20 protein-coding genes are annotated in these 21,190 nt (G+C 59.7%); 10 read left to right on the top strand and 10 right to left on the bottom strand.

The annotated features are described in order from the left end of the window. The first annotated feature begins 88 nt into the window (after positions 1 to 88). From AC4IHP_RS14850 to AC4IHP_RS14840, 3 genes are all read left to right on the top strand, one after another. Positions 89 to 430, top strand: coding sequence for an ArsR/SmtB family transcription factor (locus AC4IHP_RS14850; RefSeq protein WP_008086967.1), 342 nt, complete (start codon positions 89 to 91; stop codon positions 428 to 430). Positions 431 to 595: 165 nt separating this feature from the next. Then, positions 596 to 1,840: an NAD(P)/FAD-dependent oxidoreductase gene (locus AC4IHP_RS14845; protein ID WP_490832028.1), complete on the top strand. Its 1,245-nt coding sequence runs from the start codon at positions 596 to 598 to the stop codon at positions 1,838 to 1,840. A gap of 9 nt (positions 1,841 to 1,849) precedes the next feature. Continuing rightward, positions 1,850 to 2,650 carry a sulfite exporter TauE/SafE family protein gene (locus AC4IHP_RS14840; RefSeq protein WP_460119881.1) on the top strand — a complete coding sequence of 267 codons (801 nt, stop codon included), beginning with the start codon at positions 1,850 to 1,852 and terminating at the stop codon, positions 2,648 to 2,650. A gap of 94 nt (positions 2,651 to 2,744) precedes the next feature. Here AC4IHP_RS14840 and AC4IHP_RS14835 read toward each other — a convergent pair whose 3' ends face one another. The 6 genes from AC4IHP_RS14835 to AC4IHP_RS14810 all read right to left on the bottom strand — a co-directional run bounded on the left by AC4IHP_RS14835 (position 2,745) and on the right by AC4IHP_RS14810 (position 9,132). After that, positions 2,745 to 4,025, bottom strand: coding sequence for a TRAP transporter large permease (locus AC4IHP_RS14835; protein WP_016775191.1), 1,281 nt, complete (start codon positions 4,023 to 4,025; stop codon positions 2,745 to 2,747). After that, positions 4,025 to 4,552, bottom strand: a complete 528-nt coding sequence (locus tag AC4IHP_RS14830; protein WP_490832027.1) for a TRAP transporter small permease — start codon at positions 4,550 to 4,552, stop codon at positions 4,025 to 4,027. The genes AC4IHP_RS14835 and AC4IHP_RS14830 overlap by 1 nt, the downstream gene beginning before the upstream one ends. A gap of 76 nt (positions 4,553 to 4,628) precedes the next feature. Further along, positions 4,629 to 5,603: a TRAP transporter substrate-binding protein gene (locus AC4IHP_RS14825; protein WP_460119877.1), complete on the bottom strand. Its 975-nt coding sequence runs from the start codon at positions 5,601 to 5,603 to the stop codon at positions 4,629 to 4,631. 60 nt (positions 5,604 to 5,663) lie between these two features. Then, positions 5,664 to 6,557: an SMP-30/gluconolactonase/LRE family protein gene (locus tag AC4IHP_RS14820; protein ID WP_460119875.1), complete on the bottom strand. Its 894-nt coding sequence runs from the start codon at positions 6,555 to 6,557 to the stop codon at positions 5,664 to 5,666. Positions 6,558 to 6,601: 44 nt separating this feature from the next. Beyond that, on the bottom strand, positions 6,602 to 7,426 hold the full coding sequence (locus tag AC4IHP_RS14815; protein WP_460119873.1) for an NAD-dependent epimerase/dehydratase family protein: 825 nt from the start codon (positions 7,424 to 7,426) through the stop codon (positions 6,602 to 6,604). A 410-nt stretch (positions 7,427 to 7,836) separates the two neighbouring features. Then, complete coding sequence (locus tag AC4IHP_RS14810) at positions 7,837 to 9,132, bottom strand: OprD family porin (protein WP_460119871.1); 1,296 nt, start codon at positions 9,130 to 9,132, stop codon at positions 7,837 to 7,839. A 308-nt stretch (positions 9,133 to 9,440) separates the two neighbouring features. On the opposite strand from AC4IHP_RS14810, the gene AC4IHP_RS14805 reads away from it, so the two are divergent. The 4 genes from AC4IHP_RS14805 (at position 9,441) to AC4IHP_RS14790 (ending at position 14,305) form a co-directional block, all read left to right on the top strand. Beyond that, positions 9,441 to 11,096 carry an MFS transporter gene (locus AC4IHP_RS14805; protein ID WP_122603017.1) on the top strand — a complete coding sequence of 552 codons (1,656 nt, stop codon included), beginning with the start codon at positions 9,441 to 9,443 and terminating at the stop codon, positions 11,094 to 11,096. Beyond that, complete coding sequence (locus tag AC4IHP_RS14800; protein WP_460119869.1) at positions 11,093 to 12,235, top strand: HlyD family secretion protein; 1,143 nt, start codon at positions 11,093 to 11,095, stop codon at positions 12,233 to 12,235. Before AC4IHP_RS14805 ends, AC4IHP_RS14800 begins: the two co-directional genes overlap by 4 nt. Positions 12,236 to 12,410: 175 nt before the next feature. Then, entirely contained in the window at positions 12,411 to 13,907 is a 1,497-nt protein-coding gene (locus AC4IHP_RS14795; RefSeq protein ID WP_490832026.1) for a helix-turn-helix transcriptional regulator, read from the top strand. 140 nt (positions 13,908 to 14,047) lie between these two features. Continuing rightward, entirely contained in the window at positions 14,048 to 14,305 is a 258-nt protein-coding gene (locus AC4IHP_RS14790) for a DUF1652 domain-containing protein (RefSeq protein WP_460119865.1), read from the top strand. Between the two features lie 1,024 nt (positions 14,306 to 15,329). Here the strand turns inward: AC4IHP_RS14790 and AC4IHP_RS14785 are convergent. From AC4IHP_RS14785 to AC4IHP_RS14770, 4 genes are all read right to left on the bottom strand, one after another. After that, positions 15,330 to 16,097: an SDR family oxidoreductase gene (locus tag AC4IHP_RS14785; protein WP_024013283.1), complete on the bottom strand. Its 768-nt coding sequence runs from the start codon at positions 16,095 to 16,097 to the stop codon at positions 15,330 to 15,332. Positions 16,098 to 16,134: 37 nt separating this feature from the next. Continuing rightward, a complete protein-coding gene (locus AC4IHP_RS14780) occupies positions 16,135 to 17,202 on the bottom strand; it encodes a phosphotransferase family protein (protein ID WP_490832025.1) in 1,068 nt (355 codons plus the stop codon). 164 nt (positions 17,203 to 17,366) lie between these two features. Continuing rightward, the gene (locus tag AC4IHP_RS14775; protein ID WP_460119860.1) at positions 17,367 to 18,335 is read right to left on the bottom strand and encodes a 2-hydroxyacid dehydrogenase; all 969 of its coding nucleotides are present in this window, start codon (positions 18,333 to 18,335) and stop codon (positions 17,367 to 17,369) included. A 155-nt stretch (positions 18,336 to 18,490) separates the two neighbouring features. Continuing rightward, entirely contained in the window at positions 18,491 to 18,874 is a 384-nt protein-coding gene (locus AC4IHP_RS14770) for a tautomerase family protein (RefSeq protein WP_460119858.1), read from the bottom strand. A gap of 248 nt (positions 18,875 to 19,122) precedes the next feature. On the opposite strand from AC4IHP_RS14770, the gene AC4IHP_RS14765 reads away from it, so the two are divergent. The 3 genes from AC4IHP_RS14765 to AC4IHP_RS14755 all read left to right on the top strand — a co-directional run bounded on the left by AC4IHP_RS14765 (position 19,123) and on the right by AC4IHP_RS14755 (position 21,072). Next, the gene (locus AC4IHP_RS14765; protein ID WP_056789207.1) at positions 19,123 to 19,317 is read left to right on the top strand and encodes an FtsB/FtsL family cell division protein; all 195 of its coding nucleotides are present in this window, start codon (positions 19,123 to 19,125) and stop codon (positions 19,315 to 19,317) included. A gap of 49 nt (positions 19,318 to 19,366) precedes the next feature. Further along, positions 19,367 to 19,537, top strand: a complete 171-nt coding sequence (locus AC4IHP_RS14760) for a hypothetical protein (protein ID WP_163032915.1) — start codon at positions 19,367 to 19,369, stop codon at positions 19,535 to 19,537. 254 nt (positions 19,538 to 19,791) lie between these two features. Next, positions 19,792 to 21,072: an HAAAP family serine/threonine permease gene (locus AC4IHP_RS14755; protein WP_490832024.1), complete on the top strand. Its 1,281-nt coding sequence runs from the start codon at positions 19,792 to 19,794 to the stop codon at positions 21,070 to 21,072. Positions 21,073 to 21,190: the final 118 nt, after the last annotated feature.

The raw sequence follows: 21,190 nt of genomic DNA, 5'->3' as shown, positions 1-21,190 counted from the left end.
AAAACCTGTGCTGGGGAATTTCGGGTTGCAACACTTTATGTAAAAACATAATGTTCGCAGCTTAAGTGACCTTCAAGGCCTCGTGCAAATGCAATCCAGTCTGACCGAATGTGAAGTCGCCCAATTGCGCGCCTCGGCGTCCAAAGCCTGCGCGCTGCTCAAGGCTCTGGCCAATGAGGACCGCCTGTTGATTCTCTGCCAACTGACTCAAGGCGAACGCAACGTCGGCGAGCTGGAAACCATGACCGGCGTACGCCAGCCGACGCTGTCCCAGCAACTCGGCATCCTGCGTGACGAAGGGCTGGTCGCGACCCGTCGCGAAGGCAAATACATTTTCTACGGCCTGGCCAGCCACGAAGTGATCCAGGTGATGAAGACCCTCTCGGGACTTTATTGCGGAGCGGTGCTCAAGAGCTGGGAACAGCCATAAATGCCAGCCTTCACACCTGCCATTGTGGGAGCGGGCTTGCTCGCGAAAGCGGCGTGTCAGTCGAACATTCTTTGTCTGACACGGCGCTTTCGCGAACAAGCCCGCTCCCACATTTTTTATGGGTGTGAAGACTGAAATCCTTGCGTGCAGCAAAAGGAACAAGCAATGAACGATCAACACTGGGGCCCATCCATCAGTGCGGACATCGTGGTCATCGGCGGCGGCACGGCCGGCATCGGTTTTGTCGCCAGCCTGCTCAAGCGTGACCCGCACCTCCAAGTCACCGTGATCGAACCGAGTTCACAGCACTATTACCAACCGGCGTGGACGCTGGTTGGCGGTGGCGCGTTTGACGTGAAAGACACGGTCAGGCCGATGAGCAAAGTCATGCCGCGTCAGGCTACGTGGATTCAGGCCAGCGTCAGCGCCATCGATCCGGATCACCGCCAACTCACCCTCGACGACCAGCGCACCGTCAGCTATCGGAACCTGATCGTCTGCCCCGGCCTGCGCCTGGCCTGGGAGAAAATCGAAGGCTTGCAGGAAAGCCTCGGCCAGCACGGCGTCACTTCCAACTACAGCTATCAACATGCGCAGTACACCTGGGATCAAGTGCAGAAACTGCGCGGTGGCCGGGCGCTGTTCACCCAGCCGGCAATGCCGATCAAATGCGCCGGCGCGCCGCAAAAAGCCCTGTACCTGTCCTGCGACCATTGGCGCAGATCCGGGGCGCTGCGCAACATCAGCGTTGAATTCAATCTGGCCGGCGCCGCGCTGTTTGGCGTGCCGACCTTCGTGCCGCCGTTGATGAAATACATCGAACTGTACGACACGCAACTGGCGTACAACTCGAATCTGGTCAAGGTCGACGGCCCGGCGCAAACCGCGTGGTTTGAAGTCAAGGACGCCGACGGCAACGTCAGCCACGTAGCGAAATCCTTTGATCTGCTGCACGTCGTGCCGCCACAAGTCGCGCCGGATTTCATCGCACAGAGTGCGCTGGCCGATGCCGGCGGTTGGTGTGAGGTCGATCCGCAGAGCCTGCAGCATCCGCGTTATCCCGAGGTGTTCGCACTGGGCGATGTCTGCGGTACCAGCAACGCGAAAACGGCGGCGGCGGTGCGCAAGCAGGTTGTCGTCGTTGCGCAGAACCTGCTGGCCGCGCGCAAACAACAGCCGCTGCCGCTCAAGTACGACGGCTACGGCTCGTGCCCGCTGACGGTGGAGAAGGGCAAGGTGATCCTCGCCGAGTTCGGCTATGGCGGCAAACTGCTGCCGACCTTTCCGCTCGACCCGACCGTGCCCCGGCGTTCGGCATGGTGGCTGAAAGCGACGCTGCTGCCGTGGTTCTACTGGAACGGCATGCTCAAGGGCCGCGAGTGGCTGACGCGCCTGTCCAAGGTTGATTGAGAAAACCCTATGTTGCTGGCAAGTCTGTTTGGCGTGGTAATGGGGCTGGTGCTCGGCCTGACCGGCGCGGGCGGTGGGATTCTCGCGGTGCCGGCGCTGGTGCTCGGGCTCGGCTGGACAATGACGCAAGCGGCGCCTGTGGCCTTGTTCGCCGTCGGTAGTGCAGCGGCGGTAGGGGCCATTGATGGTTTGCGCCACGGCTTGGTCCGTTACCGCGCGGCGCTGTTGATTGCGGCACTGGGCGCGGTGTTTTCGCCGCTGGGGATCTACTTCGCGCATCAGTTGCCGGAGAAGATTCTGATGATCCTGTTCAGTCTGCTGATGGTGATGGTTGCCTGGCGAATGTTCAGAAAAGACCGTCAGCAAGCGGGGCCGAGCGATCACGGCCACGCCAGTTGGGGCCAGAAGAACTGCATGCTCAACGAGCAGACCGGGCGCTTCGACTGGACGGCCAAATGCACCGCCACCCTGGCTGCACTGGGAGCGGTTACTGGCGTGGTGTCGGGTTTGCTTGGCGTCGGCGGCGGCTTTCTGATCGTGCCGGCGTTCAAGCAACTGACCGATGTGCAGATGCGCGGCATCGTCGCCACGTCGTTGATGGTGATCAGTCTGATTTCAGCGATCGGGGTGATCGGCGCGTTTCACGCAGGCGTGCGCATCGACCGCCAGGGCGCGGCGTTCATTGTCGCCAGCATCGTTGGCATGATCATCGGTCGCAGGCTGTGCGCGCAGGTGCCGGCGCGGGCGTTGCAGGTTGGATTTGCCAGTGTCTGTCTGGTGGTGGCGGGGTACATGTTGTTGCGGGCATGAAGACCAAAAGATCGCAGCCTCGTTGCACTCGACAGCCCCTACAAGAGATTGCGGTCCTGTAGGAGCTGTCGAAGGCTGCGATCTTTTCAGACGGTTACAACACCAGGTGCGGCAGCCACAGCGAAATCGCCGGCACGTAGGTGACGAGCAGCAGCACCAGGAACAGCACACCGTAGAACGGCAGCAGCGCTTTCACGGTGCTTTCGATACTGACCTTGCCCACCGCCGAACCGACGAAGAGCACCGCGCCCACCGGGGGTGTTATCAGTCCGATCCCCAGGTTGACCAGCATGATCATGCCGAACTGCACCGGGTCGACACCGATGCCCATGATCACTGGCATCAGGATCGGCGTCAGAATCAGGATCAGCGGCGCCATGTCCATCACCGTGCCGAGCAACAGCAGCATGACGTTGATGCACATCAGGATCACGTAGCGGTTGTCCGACAGGGTCAGGAACAGCGTGGTGATCTTCGCCGGGATCTGCATCAGCGTCATGATGTAGCCGAAGCTGGCGGCAAAACCGATCAGGATCATCACGATCGAAATTGTCCGCACGGTGCGATGCATCAGTTTTGGCAACTCACTCCACTTGTAGTCGCGGTAGATGAACATGGTCACGAAGAATGACCACAGCACCGCGATGGCCGCCGATTCAGTGGCGGTGAAAATACCCGACAGGATGCCGCCGAGGATGATCACCATCGCCATCATGCCCCAGAGGGCTTCGCCGACGATTTTCAGCGCCTGGCGCATCGGGATCACTTCGCCCTTGGGGTAGTTGCGCTTTTTCGCGAAGATCAGGCACAGCACCATCAGGCAGGCGCTCATCAGCAGGCCAGGGACGATGCCGGCCATGAACAGCGAGGCGATCGAAACGGTACCGCCTGCAGCCAGCGAGTAGAGCACCGAGTTATGGCTTGGCGGCGTCAGCAGGGCTTGCACCGAACCGCTGACGGTCACGGCGGTGGAGAAGTCCCGTGGATAGCCCTTGCGTTCCATTTCCGGGATCAGCACCGAGCCTACCGACGCGGTGTCGGCTACCGAAGAGCCGGAGATCGCGCCGAAGAAGGTCGAGGCAACGATGTTGACCAGTGACAGACCACCGCGCACGAAACCCACCAGCACCCCGGCACACGCCACCAAACGCCGGGACATGCCGCCCTCGGCCATGATCGCACCGGCCAGGACGAAGAACGGGATGGCCAGCAGCGAGAATTTGTTCACCCCCGAGGCGACTTGGATCATCACCGCCTGGAAGGGAATGTCGATCCACCAAGCGCCGATCAGCGCAGCGGCGCCCAGCGCGTAGGCGACCGGCATGCCGATCAGGATCAATACGATAAAACTGCCCAGCAGGATCAGAGCGTCCATTAAACGGCACCTTCACTTTCTTCAACCAGGTCGAACTGCACGACCCGACGTTTGCTCTGGTCACCGAGCAAGAGTTTTTCCACGACAAAAATCAGCGTCAGCAAGCCGCCCACGGGGATCGGCAGATAGGTCACGCCAACCCGCAGATCGGGCAGGGCGGCCATGAACTGATTCCAGGTGGACATGCACAGCTTCGCGCCCCAGATAGTCATGAAGATGCAGATTGCCGCCATCAGCAGTTGCGAAAAAACCGCTGCTGCGGATTTCAGCTGCGCTGGCATGCGGTCGGTGAGCATGGCCACGGCCATGTGCGCACCGGCGCGGTAACTGGCGGCGGCGCCGATGAAGGTGAAGACCATCATCAGCAGGATCGCCGTTGGCTCAGGCCAGCTCGAACCGGTGCCGAGCACGTAGCGGGCGAACACGCCCCAGGGAATCATCAGGGAAATCGCCAGGACGGAAAGGCCGGCGACCCAGATGCACGTCATGTAGATCTTGTCGTTGATACGCAGCAGCAGATTCTTCATCGGGTTCCACCGTAACCGGGCGCGTCTGAGTCATCAGGCGCGCCGGGCCTTGTTCATGAGTACGGAGCGGGAGGCGTTACTGAACGGCTTCGATCTTTTTGATCAGATCTGCGTACTTCGCACCGTACTTTTCCCGTACCGGAGCGGTGGCGTCGTAGAAAGGTTTCTTGTCGACTTCGATGAACTCGACGCCGGCGGCCTTGAGTTTTTCTTCACTGGCAGCGGACTTCTTGTCCCACAGTACGCGCTCTTCAGCCTGGGCAGCCTTGGCCGCCGTTTTGACCATCTTCTGTTGATCCGGAGTGAGTTTTTCCCAGGTGATTTTCGACATCACGATCGGCTCTGGCAGGATCAGGTGGCCGGTCAGGCTGTAGAACTTGGCGTTCTGGAAGTGGTTGTGTTCGAGCAGGGTCGGCGGGTTGTTTTCCGCACCGTCGATCACGCCCGTCTGCAAGGCGCTGAAGATTTCGCCCGTGTCCATCGCGATACCGTTACCGCCCATGGCGTTCATCATGTCGATGAACATCGGGTTGCCCTGTACGCGGATTTTCATGCCCTTGAGGTCTTCGAGCTTGCGCACCGGTTTCTTGGTGTAGATGTTGCGCGTGCCGCCGTCCATCCACGCCAGGGCCACCAGGCCGAATTCGGAGTTGGTGATCTTGTCGAGGATCTCGTCGCCCACCGGGCCATCGATGACGTTACGCATATGTTGCTGGTCGCGGAAAATGAACGGCATGTTGAACACGTTCACATCCGGCACCACAGGGCCGACGATGCCCAGGCTGACGCGTGACAGCTGCACCGCGCCGACCTGCATCTGCTCGATGACTTCCTTTTCGGAACCGAGCACACCGCCGGGGAAGTACTGGAAGGTCAGTTCGCCGTTGGTTTCCTTGGTCAGGGTATCGCCCATGGATTTTTCAGCCACGACGGTTGGGTAACCTGCGGGGTGAATGTCAGCGAATTTGAGTTTCATGTCTGCCTGAGCAGCACCAGCGAAGGTGAACATCAGCGGGAGTGCAGCGGCGAGCAAGGTGCGTTTGAAGTTCATGGGGGTGGGTCTCCAGTCTTGTTATTTTTGTGTTCAAGGCGCAGCGGTGCAGCAGAGGGTCTAAAGCAAATCGGTGAATTGCGGTTCGGCGAGGCCTTTGACGCCGGGTTTCAGGGCGAACACGCCGCCGGCCAGGGATTGCGGATCGTGGTCATCGCCGGGGCGAATCGAAGCGACAAACAACGTGTCCAGATTGCTGCCGCCGAAGGCACACATGGTCGGTTTTTTCACCGGCACCTGCAGCGAGAAATCGAGGCGGCCATCCGGGGTAAAACGGTGAATCAGGCCGGCGTCGTTGGCGCATATCCAGTAGCAGCCTTCGGCATCCACCGCGGCACCGTCAGGGCGGCCGGGGAAGTGGTTCATGTCGACGAAGATTCGGCGATTCGATGGCGTGCCGGTTTCGGTGTCGTAGTCGAAAGCCCAGATCAGCTGCACATTGGGGTGCGAATCCGACAGATACATGGTTTTGCCGTCAGGGCTGAAACCGAGGCCGTTGGGCACGATGAAGCCATCCAGCTGTGCTTCGATCACGCCAGTCTGCCCGGCGCCGTAGCGATAGAGTCGGCCTTCAGGCGCGTTCAGGCCCATGTTCAGCACCATGCTGCCGGCCCAGAAACGCCCTTGGCGATCGCAGCGACCGTCGTTGAGACGCATATCGGGGCGGCTGTGCTCGACGGTGGCGAGCAATTCGCTGTCGAGGCTGCCGTCGCTGTGCGGGTGCAGGCGAAAGAAACCGCTTTCCATGCCGGCGACCCAGCCGCCACTGCGGTGGCGGGTGATGCAGGCGAGCATTTGCGGGGCTTTCCACGAGGCAACATGGCCAGTGTCGGCGCTCCAGCGTTGCAGGCCGCCGTTGGGAATATCGACCCAGTACAGCGCGTTTTCCTGCGGCACCCAGACCGGGCTTTCACCGACCGCGTTGCGGGCGTCGACGATCAATTCGGCTTGCATACTCATTCCCATGGTTTTTATTGGAGGGGGATCAAGTCGAGCGATCAATCGCCAAACGGGCCTGCTGCGACGAAAGCGCCGCCCTGATAGATTCGCGCCGGATCGTCGTCGGCTGGCATCGGTTGCGCTTCGACCTTGTCGCGGAAGATTTCCGAGGTGTCCTTGGCTTCGAAACCGAGGTGGCTGGCGTAGCGGTTGTCCCACCAGACGTCTTTGTTGGCGGACATGCCGTAGACGACCGTGTGGCCGACATTCGGCGTGTACAGCGAGCGCTCGAGCAGTTGCGTGAGATCGTCGAAGCTCAGCCAGGTGTGCATCATCCGGCGGTTCTGCGGTTCGGGGAACGAGGAGCCGATGCGGATGCTGACGGTTTCGATGCCATAGCGATCGAAGTAGAAACTGGCCATGTCTTCGCCGTAGGACTTGGAGAGACCGTAGTAGCCGTCAGGACGGCGCGGGGAGGTGGCGTCGAGTTTTTCGTCCTGCTTGTAGAAGCCGATCACGTGGTTGGAGCTGGCGAAAATCACTCGCTTCACACCGTGCTTGCGTGCTGCTTCGTAAATGTGGAACACGCCGCTGATGTTGGCGCCGAGGATTTCTTCGAACGGACGCTCAACCGAAACGCCGCCGAAATGCAGGATCGCGTCGACGCCTTCGACCAGTTGATGCACCGCTTGCTTGTCGGCGAGGTCGCAGAGCACGACTTCTTCGTGTTCATCGACCGCCGGGGCGAGGGCAGCGATGTCGGACAGCCGCAGCACATTGGCGTAAGGGCGCAGGCGTTCGCGCAGGACTTTGCCCAAGCCTCCGGCGGCACCGGTCAGCAGCAGGCGGTTGAATGGAGCGCGTGGGGTAGAAGTAGACGTCATGGCAATCCCTGAACACATTGTTATTAGGTTTGTTGTAGGTTGTCGTATGACTGCGCTGAAGTATCGGTAGGGTTTCCGGATCTTGTCAACGCGACTTTTGGTGTAGATGACGGAAGGGGCGATTCAATTTCCCAACACTCGATACTTGGCTTGCACTGCAGTCCCCTGTGGGAGCGAGCCTGCTCGCGAAGGCGGTGTGTCAGAGTTCATTACTGCCGAATCTGCCGCCGCCATCGCTGGCAAGCCAGCTCCCACAATAATTCGAGTCGGCTCCAATCCTTCTGTTCGCCACAAGACCTTGTGGGAGCTGGCTTGCCAGCGATGAGGCCCGCTCGGGCAATAAAAATCGCTACCGCTTGCCTCAAGCTTTCGCGAGCAGGCTCGTTCCCACAGGGTGAAGCCACCAACCGTTACAACAACGAAATCGGATAGCTGATAAAGATCCGGTTCTCGTCGAATTCGTTGGTGCTGAAGTCCCGGCGAATGGTCGCGTTGCGCCATTTCACGTTGAGGTTCTTCAGCGGGCCGCTCTGCACGGTGTAGGCCAGCTCCGACTCGCGGCCCCATTCCTTGCCGTCATTGGTGCTAGCGGTGTGCACGTTATCGCCGCTGATGTAACGGTTCATCAGGGTCAGGCCAGGCACGCCGAGGGCAACGAAGTTGTAGTCATGGCGCACCTGCCAGGAGCGCTCTTTGGCGTTGTCATAACTGGCGTTGTAGCTGTCGTTGGCCAGGGTGCCGCCGCTGGTGCCGTTGACGCGCATCCAGGCGTCGTCGCCAGTAAGTTTCTGCAGGCCGACGTAGAAGGTGTTGCCGCCGTATTTGGCCGAGAGCAGGGCGAACGCGGTCTTGTTGTCGAGGTCGCCGGCCTGGGCGCTGCCGTCTTCCTTGCCGGTGAAGAAACCGAGGTTGGCGCCCAGCGTCCAGTCGCCCATCGGCTGACTGTGGCTGAGGTTGAAATACTGCTGCTGATAGATGTCGGTGAGCTCGGCGTACCACACGCCGACCATGGTGCGTTTTTCGTTGAAGCTGTATTCGCCGCCGCCGAAATTGAAGCGATCGGAGGTGAATGCACCACGGCCGTTCATCGACATGTCTTCCATGCTCGCGTCGTTGCGCGGGCTGTTGCCACGGAACTGGCCGCCGTAGACGGTCAGGCCGTTGATTTCGGTGGATGTGATCTGCCCGCCGCGAAAGGTCTGCGGCAGTGAGCGGCCGTCGTCGGAGCGCAGGATCGGCAATACCGGCATCCATTCGCCGACTTTCAGTTCGGTCTTCGAAACTTTGGCTTTCAGTGCGACGCCGAGGCGGCCGAAGTTATCGGCGGGGCGGCCGTCATCGTGGATCGGCAACAACTGCGTGCCGCCAGTGCCTTTGCCGCCATCGAGCTTCTGCGAGTACATGCCAAGGATGTCGAGGCCGAAACCGACGGTACCCTGGGTGAAGCCGGATTTGGCATCGAGGATGAAGTTCTGCGTCCACTCTTCAGCCTTGCCCTGCGGGTTGGCCGGGTTGACGAAATTGCGGTTGAAGTAGGCGTTGCGCAGGTTCAGCGTGGCTTTGCTATCGTCGAGGAAGCCTTCGGCATCGGCGCTCATCGGCAACGCCAGGGCGAGGCCGCTGCAGCCGATCAGGCTCAGGGTCGAACGTGGTTTGAAATGGGCAAAACGTGAAAGGCTGACGGAATTGCGGGCGAGTGGGCTCACTGTGACGCTCCCTGAATCGTTTGTTGTTTTTATTATTTGTCATACGTCGTCGTACAACATCGATGCGGATATTTCCCAGATTTTCAGGGATTGTCAACTGGAAGTTATACGATGACCTTCCACGCGACGCAGAACCTGTGTGGGAGCGAGCCTGCTCGCGAATGCGGACTTTCATTCAATGAAGGTGTCGACTGACAAGCGCTTTCGCGAGCAGGCTCGCTCCCACAGGGTTTCAGGGTGTCTGCCGAGTCGTGTATTGCCCGTCAAATTGCGGCAAACTTCCCTCACCCCCAGCACCAGGCCGATCCATGGATAAATACGCCCCGCGCAACTGGCAACCCCACGAAAAGCCCAGCCTGCCCGGTTCCCCGTCGACACCGCTACACTCCACGCCCAAGCGCCTGGCATACGCGGCGGTCGGTGTGTTGGTGGCGGTGACCGGTGGGCTGGGGAATTCGTTGGTGGTTGCCAACCTGCCTTATCTGCAAGGCTCGCTCGGCGCGACCACGGCGGAGATGGCCTGGCTGCCGGCGGCGTATGTGATGACCAACGTGTCGATGAACCTGCTGCTGGTGAAGTTTCGCCAGCAGTTCGGCTTGCGCGCCTTCACCGAGGTGTTTCTGGTGCTGTATGCGCTGGTGACCTTCGGCCATTTGTTCGTCAACGATCTCAACTCGGCAGTGGCGGTGCGGGCTGCCCACGGCATGGTCGGTGCAGCGCTGAGCTCGCTGGGTCTGTATTACATGGTCCAGGCGTTCCCGGCGAAGTGGCGGCTCAAAGCGTTGGTGCTCGGCCTCGGCACGTCGCAATTGGCGTTACCGCTGGCGCGGCTGTTTTCCGAAGACCTGTTGCAGATCGCCGAATGGCGCGGTCTGTACCTGTTCGAATTGGGCATGGCCCTGCTGTCACTCGGCTGTGTCTTGCTACTGAAGTTGCCGCCCGGTGACCGCTTCAAGACCTTTGAAAAACTCGACTTCCTGACCTTCGCCATCCTCGCCACCGGTGTGGCGTTGTTGTGCGCGGTACTTTCGCTGGGACGGATCGACTGGTGGCTGGAGGCGGACTGGATCGGCGTGGCTCTCGCATGCTCGATCGCGCTGATCATCATGGGCCTGGCCATCGAGCACAACCGCAGCAACCCGATGCTGATGACCCGCTGGCTTGGCAGCGGAACGATGATCCGCCTGGCGCTGGCGGTAACCCTGATTCGCATGGTCACTTCGGAGCAATCCACCGGCGCGGTCGGGTTCATGCAGAACCTCAACATGGGCTATGAGCAACTGCACAGTCTGTACGTGGTGATGCTGATCGGCAGCATCGCCGGTCTTGCCACCAGCGCGCTGACCATCGACCCCAAACACTTGCTGATGCCGTTGATCATTTCCTTGGCACTGATGGCGACGGGCTCAGTGATGGACAGTTTCTCCAACAACCTGACCCGTCCCGCCAACATGTACTTCAGCCAGTTCCTGCTGGCGTTCGGCAGTACGTTTTTTCTCGGCCCGACCATGGTCTTCGGCACGCGCAACGTGCTGACCAATCCGCGCAACCTGGTGAGTTTTTCCGTGCTGTTCGGGATCTGCAACAACCTCGGCGGACTGCTCGGCGCGGCGTTGCTCGGCACTTTTCAGATCGTGCGGGAGAAGTACCATTCCAGCCACATCGTCGATCACCTGGTGATGTCCGACCCGTTGGTGGCCGCGCGGGTGCAGAGCGGCGGCTCGGCCTTCGGCGGCTTGCTCGCCGACCCGAGCCTGCGCAATCTGGCCGGCATTCGCAGCCTCGCCAATGCGGCGACACGCGAAGCGAACGTGCTCGCCTATAACGATGTCTTCATGCTGATCGCGGTCATTGCCGTACTGACCATGATCTGGCTTTCGATTCGCGCGTTGTGGCTGATGAGCACCACCAAAGCCATTGAGCCGACACCTTCCGTACCACCCAGCGGTGCCACTTCTTCATGACCGAACCGACCACCACAACCACCAACGCCATCGCCGCCACACCTGAAGGGGAGGCGCCGCCGTCGTCACCCAACACCGCGCCGCGTTCGCTGCGGGTGCGGATCATTTCTTCGCTGGGCTTTGCCGCAATCGCCATCGTCGGCGTACTGATCGTGCTGTATGCGTGGCAACTGCCGCCGTTCAGCAGTGCGGTCGAAACCACCGAAAACGCCTTGATTCGCGGGCAGGTGACGATCATCGGTCCGCAGCTCAGCGGCTATGTGTTCGAGGTGCCGGTGCAGGACTTCCAATACGTCAAGGCCGGGGATCTGCTGGTGCGCCTGGACGACCGCATTTATCAGCAACGCCTCGACCAGTCGCTGGCGCAACTGGCGGTACAGAAAGCCGGGTTGGCCAACGTCGTGCAGCAGCGCAACAGCGCCGAAGCGACGATCAAATTGCGTCAGGCAGTGCTCGCCGACAGCCAGGCGCAGTTGCGCAAGAGCGAGGCCGATCTGCGCCGCAATCAGGAACTGGTGCGCGACGGCTCGGTGTCCAGGCGCGAGTTCGACGTGACCCTTGCCGCCAACGCGCAGAGCACGGCTTCTGTGGCGCAGGCCAAGGCCAATCTGGAAATCGCCCGCCAGGATCTGCAAACGGTGATCGTCAATCGCGGCTCTCTGGAAGCAGCCGTGGCCAGTGCCGAAGCAGCCGTGCAACTGGCGCGGATCGATCTGTCGAACACCCGAATTGTCGCACCGCGTGATGGCCAGCTTGGACAGATCGGCGTGCGCCTGGGCGCCTACGTCAACTCCGGCGCGCAGTTGATGGCATTGGTCCCGGACCAGAAGTGGGTGATCGCCAACATGAAGGAAACCCAGATGGCCAATGTGCGTGTCGGACAACCGGTGCGCTTCACCGTCGACGCTTTGAACCACCGCAGATTCACCGGGCACGTGCAACATATTTCCCCGGGCACCGGTTCGGAATTTGCTTTGCTGCAGGCCGATAACGCCACTGGCAACTTCGTCAAGATTGCTCAGCGGGTGCCGGTGCGAATCACGATTGATCCGGATCAGCAGGAAGAAGAACGGCTCAGGCCGGGGATGTCGGTAGTTGTCAGTATTGATACGGCAGCGGGTGATACTCAGCATCACTGATTAACCGCGACGCCTGCGCGCGAAAGCCGTGTATCAGTGACAAATACGCCAGCCGACCCACCGTTTTCGCGAGCAGGCCCGCTCCTGCAAGGGGCAGAGGTTTTCAGGGTGTCGCACGATCCTGAGCCGCTGCGGTCGTACTTTTCACCTAGCCGCATCACAGTGTGGAGATCCAATGAGCCAGGAAGTCCTGACTACCGAAACCAACCGTCGCCAGTTGCAGCAGATCATCGCCGGGCTGTCGGACGGGGTGATTCTGCTGGAGCTCGACAAAAGCATCCTCTGGGCCAACGAAGCGGCGCTGACCATGCATGGCGTCAGCACCATCGGTGATCTGGGCACCAACGCCGACGAGTACGCCAAGCGCTTCACGCTGCGCTATCGCAATAATCATGTCTTGCCACCCGAGAACTACCCGATCAGCCGGGTGGCGCGTTGTGAGGCGTTCAATGACGTGCTGATCGAAGTCTCGTCCGTTGACGACCCCGACCATATCTGGGTGCACAGTGTGCGCAGCATGGTGCTGACCGATCGTGTGGGACAGCCCGAGTCGCTGGTACTCATCATGAGTGACGTCACCGATTGGGCCAACGCCGAGCAGCGGTTCGAAAAAACCTTCAATGCCAATCCCGCTCCGGCCGTGATCTGCCGTCTCAGCGATTTGCGCTACATCAAGGTCAATCCGGGTTTTCTGGAAATGACCGGCTACACCCGCGATCAGGTGATCGGTACTTCGGCCTATGAAATCGATATTTTCGAACAGGCCGATCAGCGCGATCTGGCCGTTCAGCGCTTGCGCGATGTCGTGACCATCCCGCAGATGCAGGCGGAACTGCGCCTTCCGGACGGGGGCAGCAAACAGGTCATCGTTGCCGGGCAGCCGCTGTTGCTCAATGACGAGAATTGCATGCTGTTTTCCTTCGTCGACATGGAACCTCGGCGCCGGGTCGAAGTTGCCTTGCGTCAGAGCGAAGAGCGTTTCGCCAAGGCGTTTCGTCTGACACCGGTACCGATTCTGATCTGCACCGCCGACAAGCAGGAGGTCATCGACGTCAATCAGGCATTTCTCGATACCCTGGCCTATGACAGCGATGACGTGCTCGGCAAGACCGTGACGCAGCTGAGCTTCATCCACGATGACGGCGCGCGCACGCGGCTGTTGTCGGCGCTGGCGAAGAACGGTCGGGTGGATCGCGTCGACGTGCCGGTGCGCAAGAAAGATGAGGAGTTGCTGGAGTGTGCGGTTTCCGCTGACACCGTAAATATTCACGATGTTTCCTGTTATCTGCTGGTGCTGATGGACATGACCGAGCGCAAGCGCACTGAGCTTGAGCTGGTGGCAGCGATTGAAGAGGTGATGAAGGATGCTTCGTGGTTCAGCCGGACGTTGATCGAGAAGCTGGCCAACGTGAAGAAAATCAACTCGCCGCAGCTGCCCAGCGCTTCGTTCACTGATCTGACGGCGCGTGAGCGCGATGTGTTGGGGTTGATCTGCGAAGGTCTGGCGGACAAAGAGATCGCCGCGCGGTTGAAACTGGCGCCCAATACCGTGCGCAATCATGTTGCCACTGTGTACTCGAAAATTGATGTGCATAGCCGCAGCGAGGCGATTGTCTGGGCTCGGGAGCGGGGTTTGTTTTCGGGGGAGTGGGGCACCAAGGGCCAGCGCTGAGGGGTGCAAATGCACTAGTTCCAAGGGTGCAAATTCATGTATTGGCCAGGACGTCCTGTTCTTAGGCTGGTGGGGTGCGGTGTGGGCTGTTTCGGGCCCGCGATCGTGCCCCTTTTGAAACAGCCATAGGAACAACGTCAATGATGAATCTTGCGCAGTTGCGCGCTCGGCTCGAGCACAGTTTTGCGCCGCTGGCTTGTGAGTGTTCGGTGGATGGTGATCATTCGCTGACGGTCAAGTTGTATCACCGGGATTCCGGGCAGGTTGATCTGGTGATCAGCGGTCTGGATCTGGCTTCGCTGCGTACGCCCGGGGCGGTTGAGGCGTTGGTGGATGAGTTGCGGTATGAGCTTGGGAGCAATTCCTTGCGTTCTTCGCGGGATCCGGATTTGGCTTAAGCGCGCTTTGGGTCTTGGCGGCCTTTGGGCCGGCCATGCTCTGGGGGGTTGGGTTGAATATCCGTTTCTGCGGGTGTTGCGGCTGGCGGTTTCGCCCTTACGGCGAGTCCCTTTTGGCAAACGCCGGAATGCCGGCCCAGCCCAAAGGAACCAAAAGGTCTTCGCCCTGACGTTCGGCCTGCTCGCTGAGGCTCTGGGTCCGTTCGCTGCGGGATCGATCCTGGCGCAGCGGCTACGGTTTGCTTCGCTGCACCTCCTTGCGCTGTGTGCGACTGCATCGTACGGTCGCTGCGCTCCCACGCTCGGATCAATCCCTCCACTCAGCCTGCCGACGGGCTCTGAGATCAAGATCAAAAAGCGGTACTCGAGCTAACGCTCATCGTGTGTAGGAGCTGCCGAAGGCTGCGATCTTTTGATTTTGCTTTTGATTTTCTGTGGGAGCGAGCCTGCTCGCGATGAGGCCCTCGCCGACAACGATGATCTCAATCAGCCCTCTGCTGAAAAATCCCCGCAAAACCGACAGCCAATCCCAGCCAATCTCCCCAATCCACTGGCGCTAACAAGGCGCTCAGCTATAAAGAATGAGTGGTCAGGTCTTCCGCGGCCGGTTGGGTTGCGGGAGTTTGTCTCTCTTTACCGCGGGTCGTCCTATGAATAATCCTGGGAAACGCGTATTGCCGTTGGCTTTTCTTGCTGTGCTGTTGGCCGGTTGTTCCAGTCCTCCACCGCCTGCGCCTGTCGCGCCGCCGCCACCGCCGGAACGTCGGTGTGAGGTGCTGGAGAATACTGAGGTTGCCGGGGATATGTATGTCGATGGGCAAGTAACGCGCCACATCACCACTACCCGTTGCATCACCCAATAAGACTCGCTATTGCTCGATTGCACGTGGCCTGGAATCCTGCAGTGACCCTGTGGGAGCGAGCCTGCTCGCGAATGCGTGGTATCAGTCAAAACATAGGTGACTGACACAACGTTTTCGCGAGCAGGCTCGCTCCCACACGGGTTAGCAATTTGCCGAGGAAATCAGGACAGGAACCCGCCATCCACATTCAGCGCCACGCCGGTGGTGTAGCTCGACGCATCGCTGGCGAGATACAACACCGCGCCGGCCATTTCGCTCGGGTCGGCTACGCGCTTGAGCGGGATCTGCGTCAGTGCCTGTTTCAAAATCGCATCGTTCTTGACCAGGGCCGAGGCGAATTTGGTGTCGGTCAGGCCGGGAAGCAGGGCGTTGCAGCGGATGCCGAATTGCGCGCATTCCTTGGCGAAGACTTTGGTCATGTTGATGACCGCCGCTTTGGTCACCGAGTAAATGCCCTGGAAAATCCCCGGCGAGATGCCGTTGATCGAGGCGACGTTGATAATGCTGCCGCCACCGTTTTCGCGCATCAGCTTGCCGGCTTCGACCGACATGAAGAAATAGCCGCGAATGTTCACGTCGACAGTTTTCTGGAACGCACCCAGATCGGTGTCGAGCACGTTGCAGAACTGCGGGTTGGTTGCGGCGTTGTTGACCAGGATGTCGAGGCGGCCGAACTGTTCCTTGATCCCGGCGAAGACCTGGCTGATCTGCTCCATCTCACCGATGTGGCAGGCCACGGCTGTTGCCTTGCCGCCGGCGGCGGTGATGGCGTCAGCAACGTGCTGGCAGCCTTCTAGCTTGCGGCTCGAAACAATCACATGGGCGCCTTGCTGGGCCAGCAGTTTGGCGATGGCTTCACCGATGCCACGGCTGGCGCCGGAGACGAAAGCGATTTTGCCGTCGAGGTCGAACAACTGAGTCTTGGACATGGGTTTCCCTTGTTGAAAGTCTTGTTATTGGCCCGGATCAGAGGCTGGATTTCTGAATGACCTGCAGGCTCATCTGCTCGAGCAGTTTGTTCATGTGAATGAACTGCGCGAAGCGTTTGTCCTGCGTCTGGCCATGGTAGAAGCGGTAGTAGATCTGCTGAACGATGCCGGCCAGGCGGAACAGGCCGTAGGTGTAGTAGAAGTCGAAGTTGTCGATGCGGATACCTGAGCGCTCGGCGTAGTAGTCGACGAACTCGCGGCGCGTCAGCATGCCCGGCGCGTGGCTTGGCTGGCGGCGCATCAGTTGCACCGGTGCCGGGTCGCCGGCTTCGATCCAGTAGGCGAGGGTGTTGCCCAGGTCCATCAGCGGGTCGCCGAGGGTGGTCAGTTCCCAGTCGAGCACGCCGATGATCTGCATCGGATTGGCCGGGTCGAGGATGACATTGTCGAAACGGTAGTCGTTGTGGACGATGCTCGACGTCGGGTGGTCGGCCGGCATCTTGTCGTGGAGCCAGGCTTTGACCGCTTCCCAGTGCGGCGCGTCCGGGGTCAGGGCTTTTTCGTAACGCTCGCTCCAGCCCTTGATCTGCCGGGCGACGTAGCCTTCAGGCTTGCCCAGGTCGCCGAGACCGCTGGCGTTGTAATCGACCCGATGCAGCTCGACGAACCGGTCGATAAAGCTTTTGCACAGCGCTTCGGTTTTCGCCGAATCGAGGCCCAGTTCCGGCGGCAGCTCAGCGCGCAGGATGATGCCCTTGACCCGTTCCATCACGTAGAACTCGGCACCGATGACGGCTTCGTCGGTGCAATGTACGTAGGCCTTCGGGCAATACGGAAAGCCGTCGCGCAATTGGTTGAGAATGCGGAATTCACGCCCCATGTCGTGGGCGGATTTGGCCTTGTGGCCGAACGGCGGGCGACGCAGAACAAATTCCTGTTCCGGGTATTCCAGCAGGTAGGTCAGATTCGACGCACCGCCAGGAAACTGGCTGATCTGCGGAGTGCCGGTCAGGCCGGGAATGTGCGCCTTGAGGTACGGATCGATCAGGCTGGCATCGAGTTCTTCGCCCGCGCGGATCCGGGTGGACTGGTCAGTAAGCGCCATGCTTATCCCTTCTGCTTATTTTGGAGGCCAGACATCATTGGCTAATCTAATGGCGCGCTCGAATGCTCACAAGCGCGGCTCGGTCTTATAGGTTAGCGTGTTGCTGGATGATCAACTTTGAGAATGGGGGCGGGGAGCGCCGTAGACCTGGGTTGCTATGCGCATTAATGCACGCGCTGATTACTCAGTTTCGGCGGCAGGGCGACGGGAGTGAGCACCGGTTGTCCGGAGAAAAATGCCATCAGATTCTTGCCCACCAGCTCAACGGTGCCTTGTGTGGCTTCCGGGGATAGCCCGGCGACGTGTGGAGTCAGTACGACGTTGCTGAGGCTTTTCAGGGCGTCGGGTACTTCCGGTTCGTGATCGAACACATCCAGAGCGGCACCGGCGATGCGCCGCTGTTCCAGTGCGGTGATCAGGTCCGCCGTAGCGATCACGCTGGCCCGGGCGATATTGACGATGAATCCATTGGGTCCCAGCGCATCGAGCACTGCTCGTGTCACCAGGTGCTGCGTTGTAATGCCACCGGGCGTGGCGACCACAAGAAAATCCGAGGCTCGAGCCAGATCGGTCGGTGTCGAGCAGAACGCATAGGAAACGTCGCTGCGCACCTGGCGGTTGTGGTAGCTGATCTCCATGTCGAAACCCAGTTCGGCGCGTTTGGCGACGGCCATGCCCACCGCGCCCAGCCCGAGGATGCCCAGACGCTTGCCGGCCAGCGACGGCCGCATGATTTTCGGCCATTCACCGCGGCGCACTGCTGCATCGCAGCGCGGAATATCGCGGACCAAGGCCAGCAGCAGCGCCATCGCATGATCGGCCACCGACGAAGCGTTGACCCCGGCACCATTGGTGACGGTGATCCCTCTGTCGCTGGCCGCTTGCAGGTCGACCTGTTCATAACCGGCGCCGATCACCGTGATGATTTTCAGAGCGGGGAGGGCGCTGATCTCTTGCGCAGTCAGGCCCAGTGGGCCGCGAGTGAGCACGGCATCGATGCGACTGCCATGAGTGGCGATGGCTTGCGCGCGTTCGGCTGGCGTTGGTGCAAGGATCAGGTGGAATCCCTGATGTTCAAGAATCGGCAGATAGTCATTGATCGTTTCAACCAGTACCAGAACGGTTGCGGGCATTGCGCGGCTCCTGTGATTGGCGGCGGGTGGGTCGCGAAAGTCGATTCAGAGTGCTGAATCCGCAGCGGCTTGGCAATCGTTGCATTCGCGCAGTGGTGCTTTGATTCTGGACGGGTTCGTGGAACAAGCAAGCACGCAGGCACGGGCGCTGCCAATCAGCTGACGTATTGCGCAACGCCGTTGCCGAACGACCAGTTCTCTTTCTTCACCTCCAGCAGATTGATGAACACATCCTCCAGGCGAATACCCAGTTGCGCATGCAGGCTCTCAGCGATGGTTTTGTACAGTAATTGTTTCTTTTCCACGCTGCGGCCTTCGCTAATGGTGATCTGGATGAACACCACGCCGTCGCTGCGCTCGATGCCGAGGTATTGCGGGTCGTACACGAAATGCTGGCCGTCGTGCTCGTTGAGAATCTGGAAGTTGTCGTGCTCGGGCACATCGATACAACTGCGCAGGGCGGCGTAGATCTGTTCGCCGATGCGCTTGGCGAAAGTAGGATCGGGGTTTTGCTGGATGTCGATGCGGACCAGTGGCATGGGAGGCTCCTTGGGTTATGGCTTCTCACACGCTAGATCAAGGGCAGGGTTCTGGCAGGTAATTGGTCTGGAATATCGCAAATTCCGTGTATGAGGCGGCTTACGTGACTCGCGGATTTTGCCTACGGGAATGGCAGATGCGTCTGCTGGTCAGCGTGAATGGAACAGTTTGATGATAAGAGCATGACGATAGCCGTCGATGTGCATGCAAATGCTGACACCGATCCGCCAGCAGCCAAGGAGGGCAAATGTTCCATAACGATCGCGAAAATCTGGAGCTCGACAGGCTGGAAAACGAATCAAGGAAACTCGTGGCTGAATGGAAAAAGCTTCAGGCTGAAGAGAAAAAGTTATCAAGGGAGACGAAGCTCTATCCAATTGCAGTGTTTGGTGGAGTCTTGACTGCAATCACCGCAGTGGCAGGGTTTTTCTTCAAGTTGTGAGTCTTCATGCTTCACAACCGTCAGGCGCATTATTCAAAGGTTAATCAGTATGAGCACATATGACCGTAAGGCACGACTGGAGCAAATTGAGCGAGAGTTCGCAGAATATGACGAAGCGGTGCGCAATAGAGACAAGCGCGAAAATGGCAAGCTCTGGTTGCTTTTCGGCTTCGGGCTGTACTGCGTTTTATTGGGTTTCATGCTCGGCATATCGCTCTAGGCGCATTCGATGACGCATGGGTGGGTGCAAAACGTATCCGTTTGCGGCATCTGACGTATCCATAAACGACCTTGTTTTTTCCATAAACGACCATCCTTGGATCTGCTCCGCACAACCATTCCTCAGCTAAGTCTTTGCTTGCGTTGATTTATCACGGAGAATCGCGCCCCTGTTTCGGCCGGAGCATGTCTGTCGGTTTTTTCCGACGCGTCCTGACCGAGTGGCAAGTGACCGGAAAGCGGAGATCCGACCGGATGAATGATCAGGCCAATAGCCTCGAAAAGCGCTTCGACGCAGCAGCACCCGCTGAACTTTCGAGCTGGAATCGCCAGGACACCACCTGGATGCTGGGACTGTTTGGGACGGCCATTGGCGCCGGCACCCTGTTTTTGCCGATCAACGCAGGGCTGGGTGGCTTCTGGCCGCTGGTGATCCTTGCGCTGCTGGCGTTCCCGATGACGTTTTACGCACACCGTGGTCTGACCCGTTTTGTGCTGTCCGGTCGCGAAGGCGCCGATATCACCGAAGTGGTCGAGCAGCATTTCGGTATCAAGGCCGGCGCCCTGATCACGTTGTTGTACTTCTTCGCCATCTTCCCGATCCTGTTGATCTACAGCGTCGGCCTGACCAACACGGTCGCCAGTTTCCTCGAACATCAACTGCACATCACACCGCCGCCGCGCGCGCTGCTGTCGTTCGTGCTGATTCTCGGGCTGCTGGCCGTGGTGCGGTGCGGCGAGCAAGCAATCGTCAAGGCCATGAGCCTGATGGTCTATCCGTTCATCGTCGCGCTGCTGTTCCTCGCCGTATACCTGATTCCGCACTGGAACGGCGGCATCCTCGCCACTGCCTCGCAAGTGCCGGCGCCGTCCGCGCTCCTGCACACGCTGTGGCTGGCGATTCCGGTGATGGTGTTCTCGTTCAACCATTCGCCGATCATCTCGGCATTTGCGGTCGATCAGAAGCGCCGCTACGGCGTGCATGCCGAAGAGCGCAGTTCGCAGATCCTCTCCCGCGCCCACGCACTGATGGTGCTGATGGTGCTGTTCTTCGTATTCAGCTGCGTACTGACCCTGTCGCCGGAGCAATTGGCGGAGGCCAAAGACCAGAACCTGTCGATCCTGTCGTACCTGGCCAACCACTTCAGCAACCCGACCATCGCCTTCGCGGCGCCGTTGATTGCCTTTGTGGCGATCTCCAAGTCGTTCCTCGGCCATTACATTGGTGCCAGCGAAGGTCTCAAGGGTTTGATCGTCAAGAGCGGCAAACGCCCCGGCGCCAAGGCGCTGGATCGCATTGTGGCGGCGTTGATGCTGGTGATCTGCTGGATTGTCGCGACGCTGAACCCGAGCATCCTCGGCATGATCGAGACCATCGGTGGTCCGGTGATTGCGGCGATTCTGTTTCTGATGCCGATGTATGCCATCCGCAAGGTTCCAGCGATGTCGCGCTATCGCGGTCAGGCGTCGAACGTATTTGTTACAGCGGTCGGGCTGGTGGCGATTTCGGCGTTGGTTTACAAACTGTCTGTCTGACCGATCTGTGCGATTGCGAGCCTGCCATCGCGAGCAGGCTCGCTCCCACTAGGTTTTGCGTGATGCATGCCCGGCAGGCATAAAAAAACGCCGCTCATCTCACGATGGGCGGCGTTTT

This window comes from Pseudomonas sp. UF-293 (genome assembly GCF_058245595.1).
Note: the sequence above shows the minus strand (reverse complement) of the source record. Positions and strands in the feature narration are given on the sequence as shown.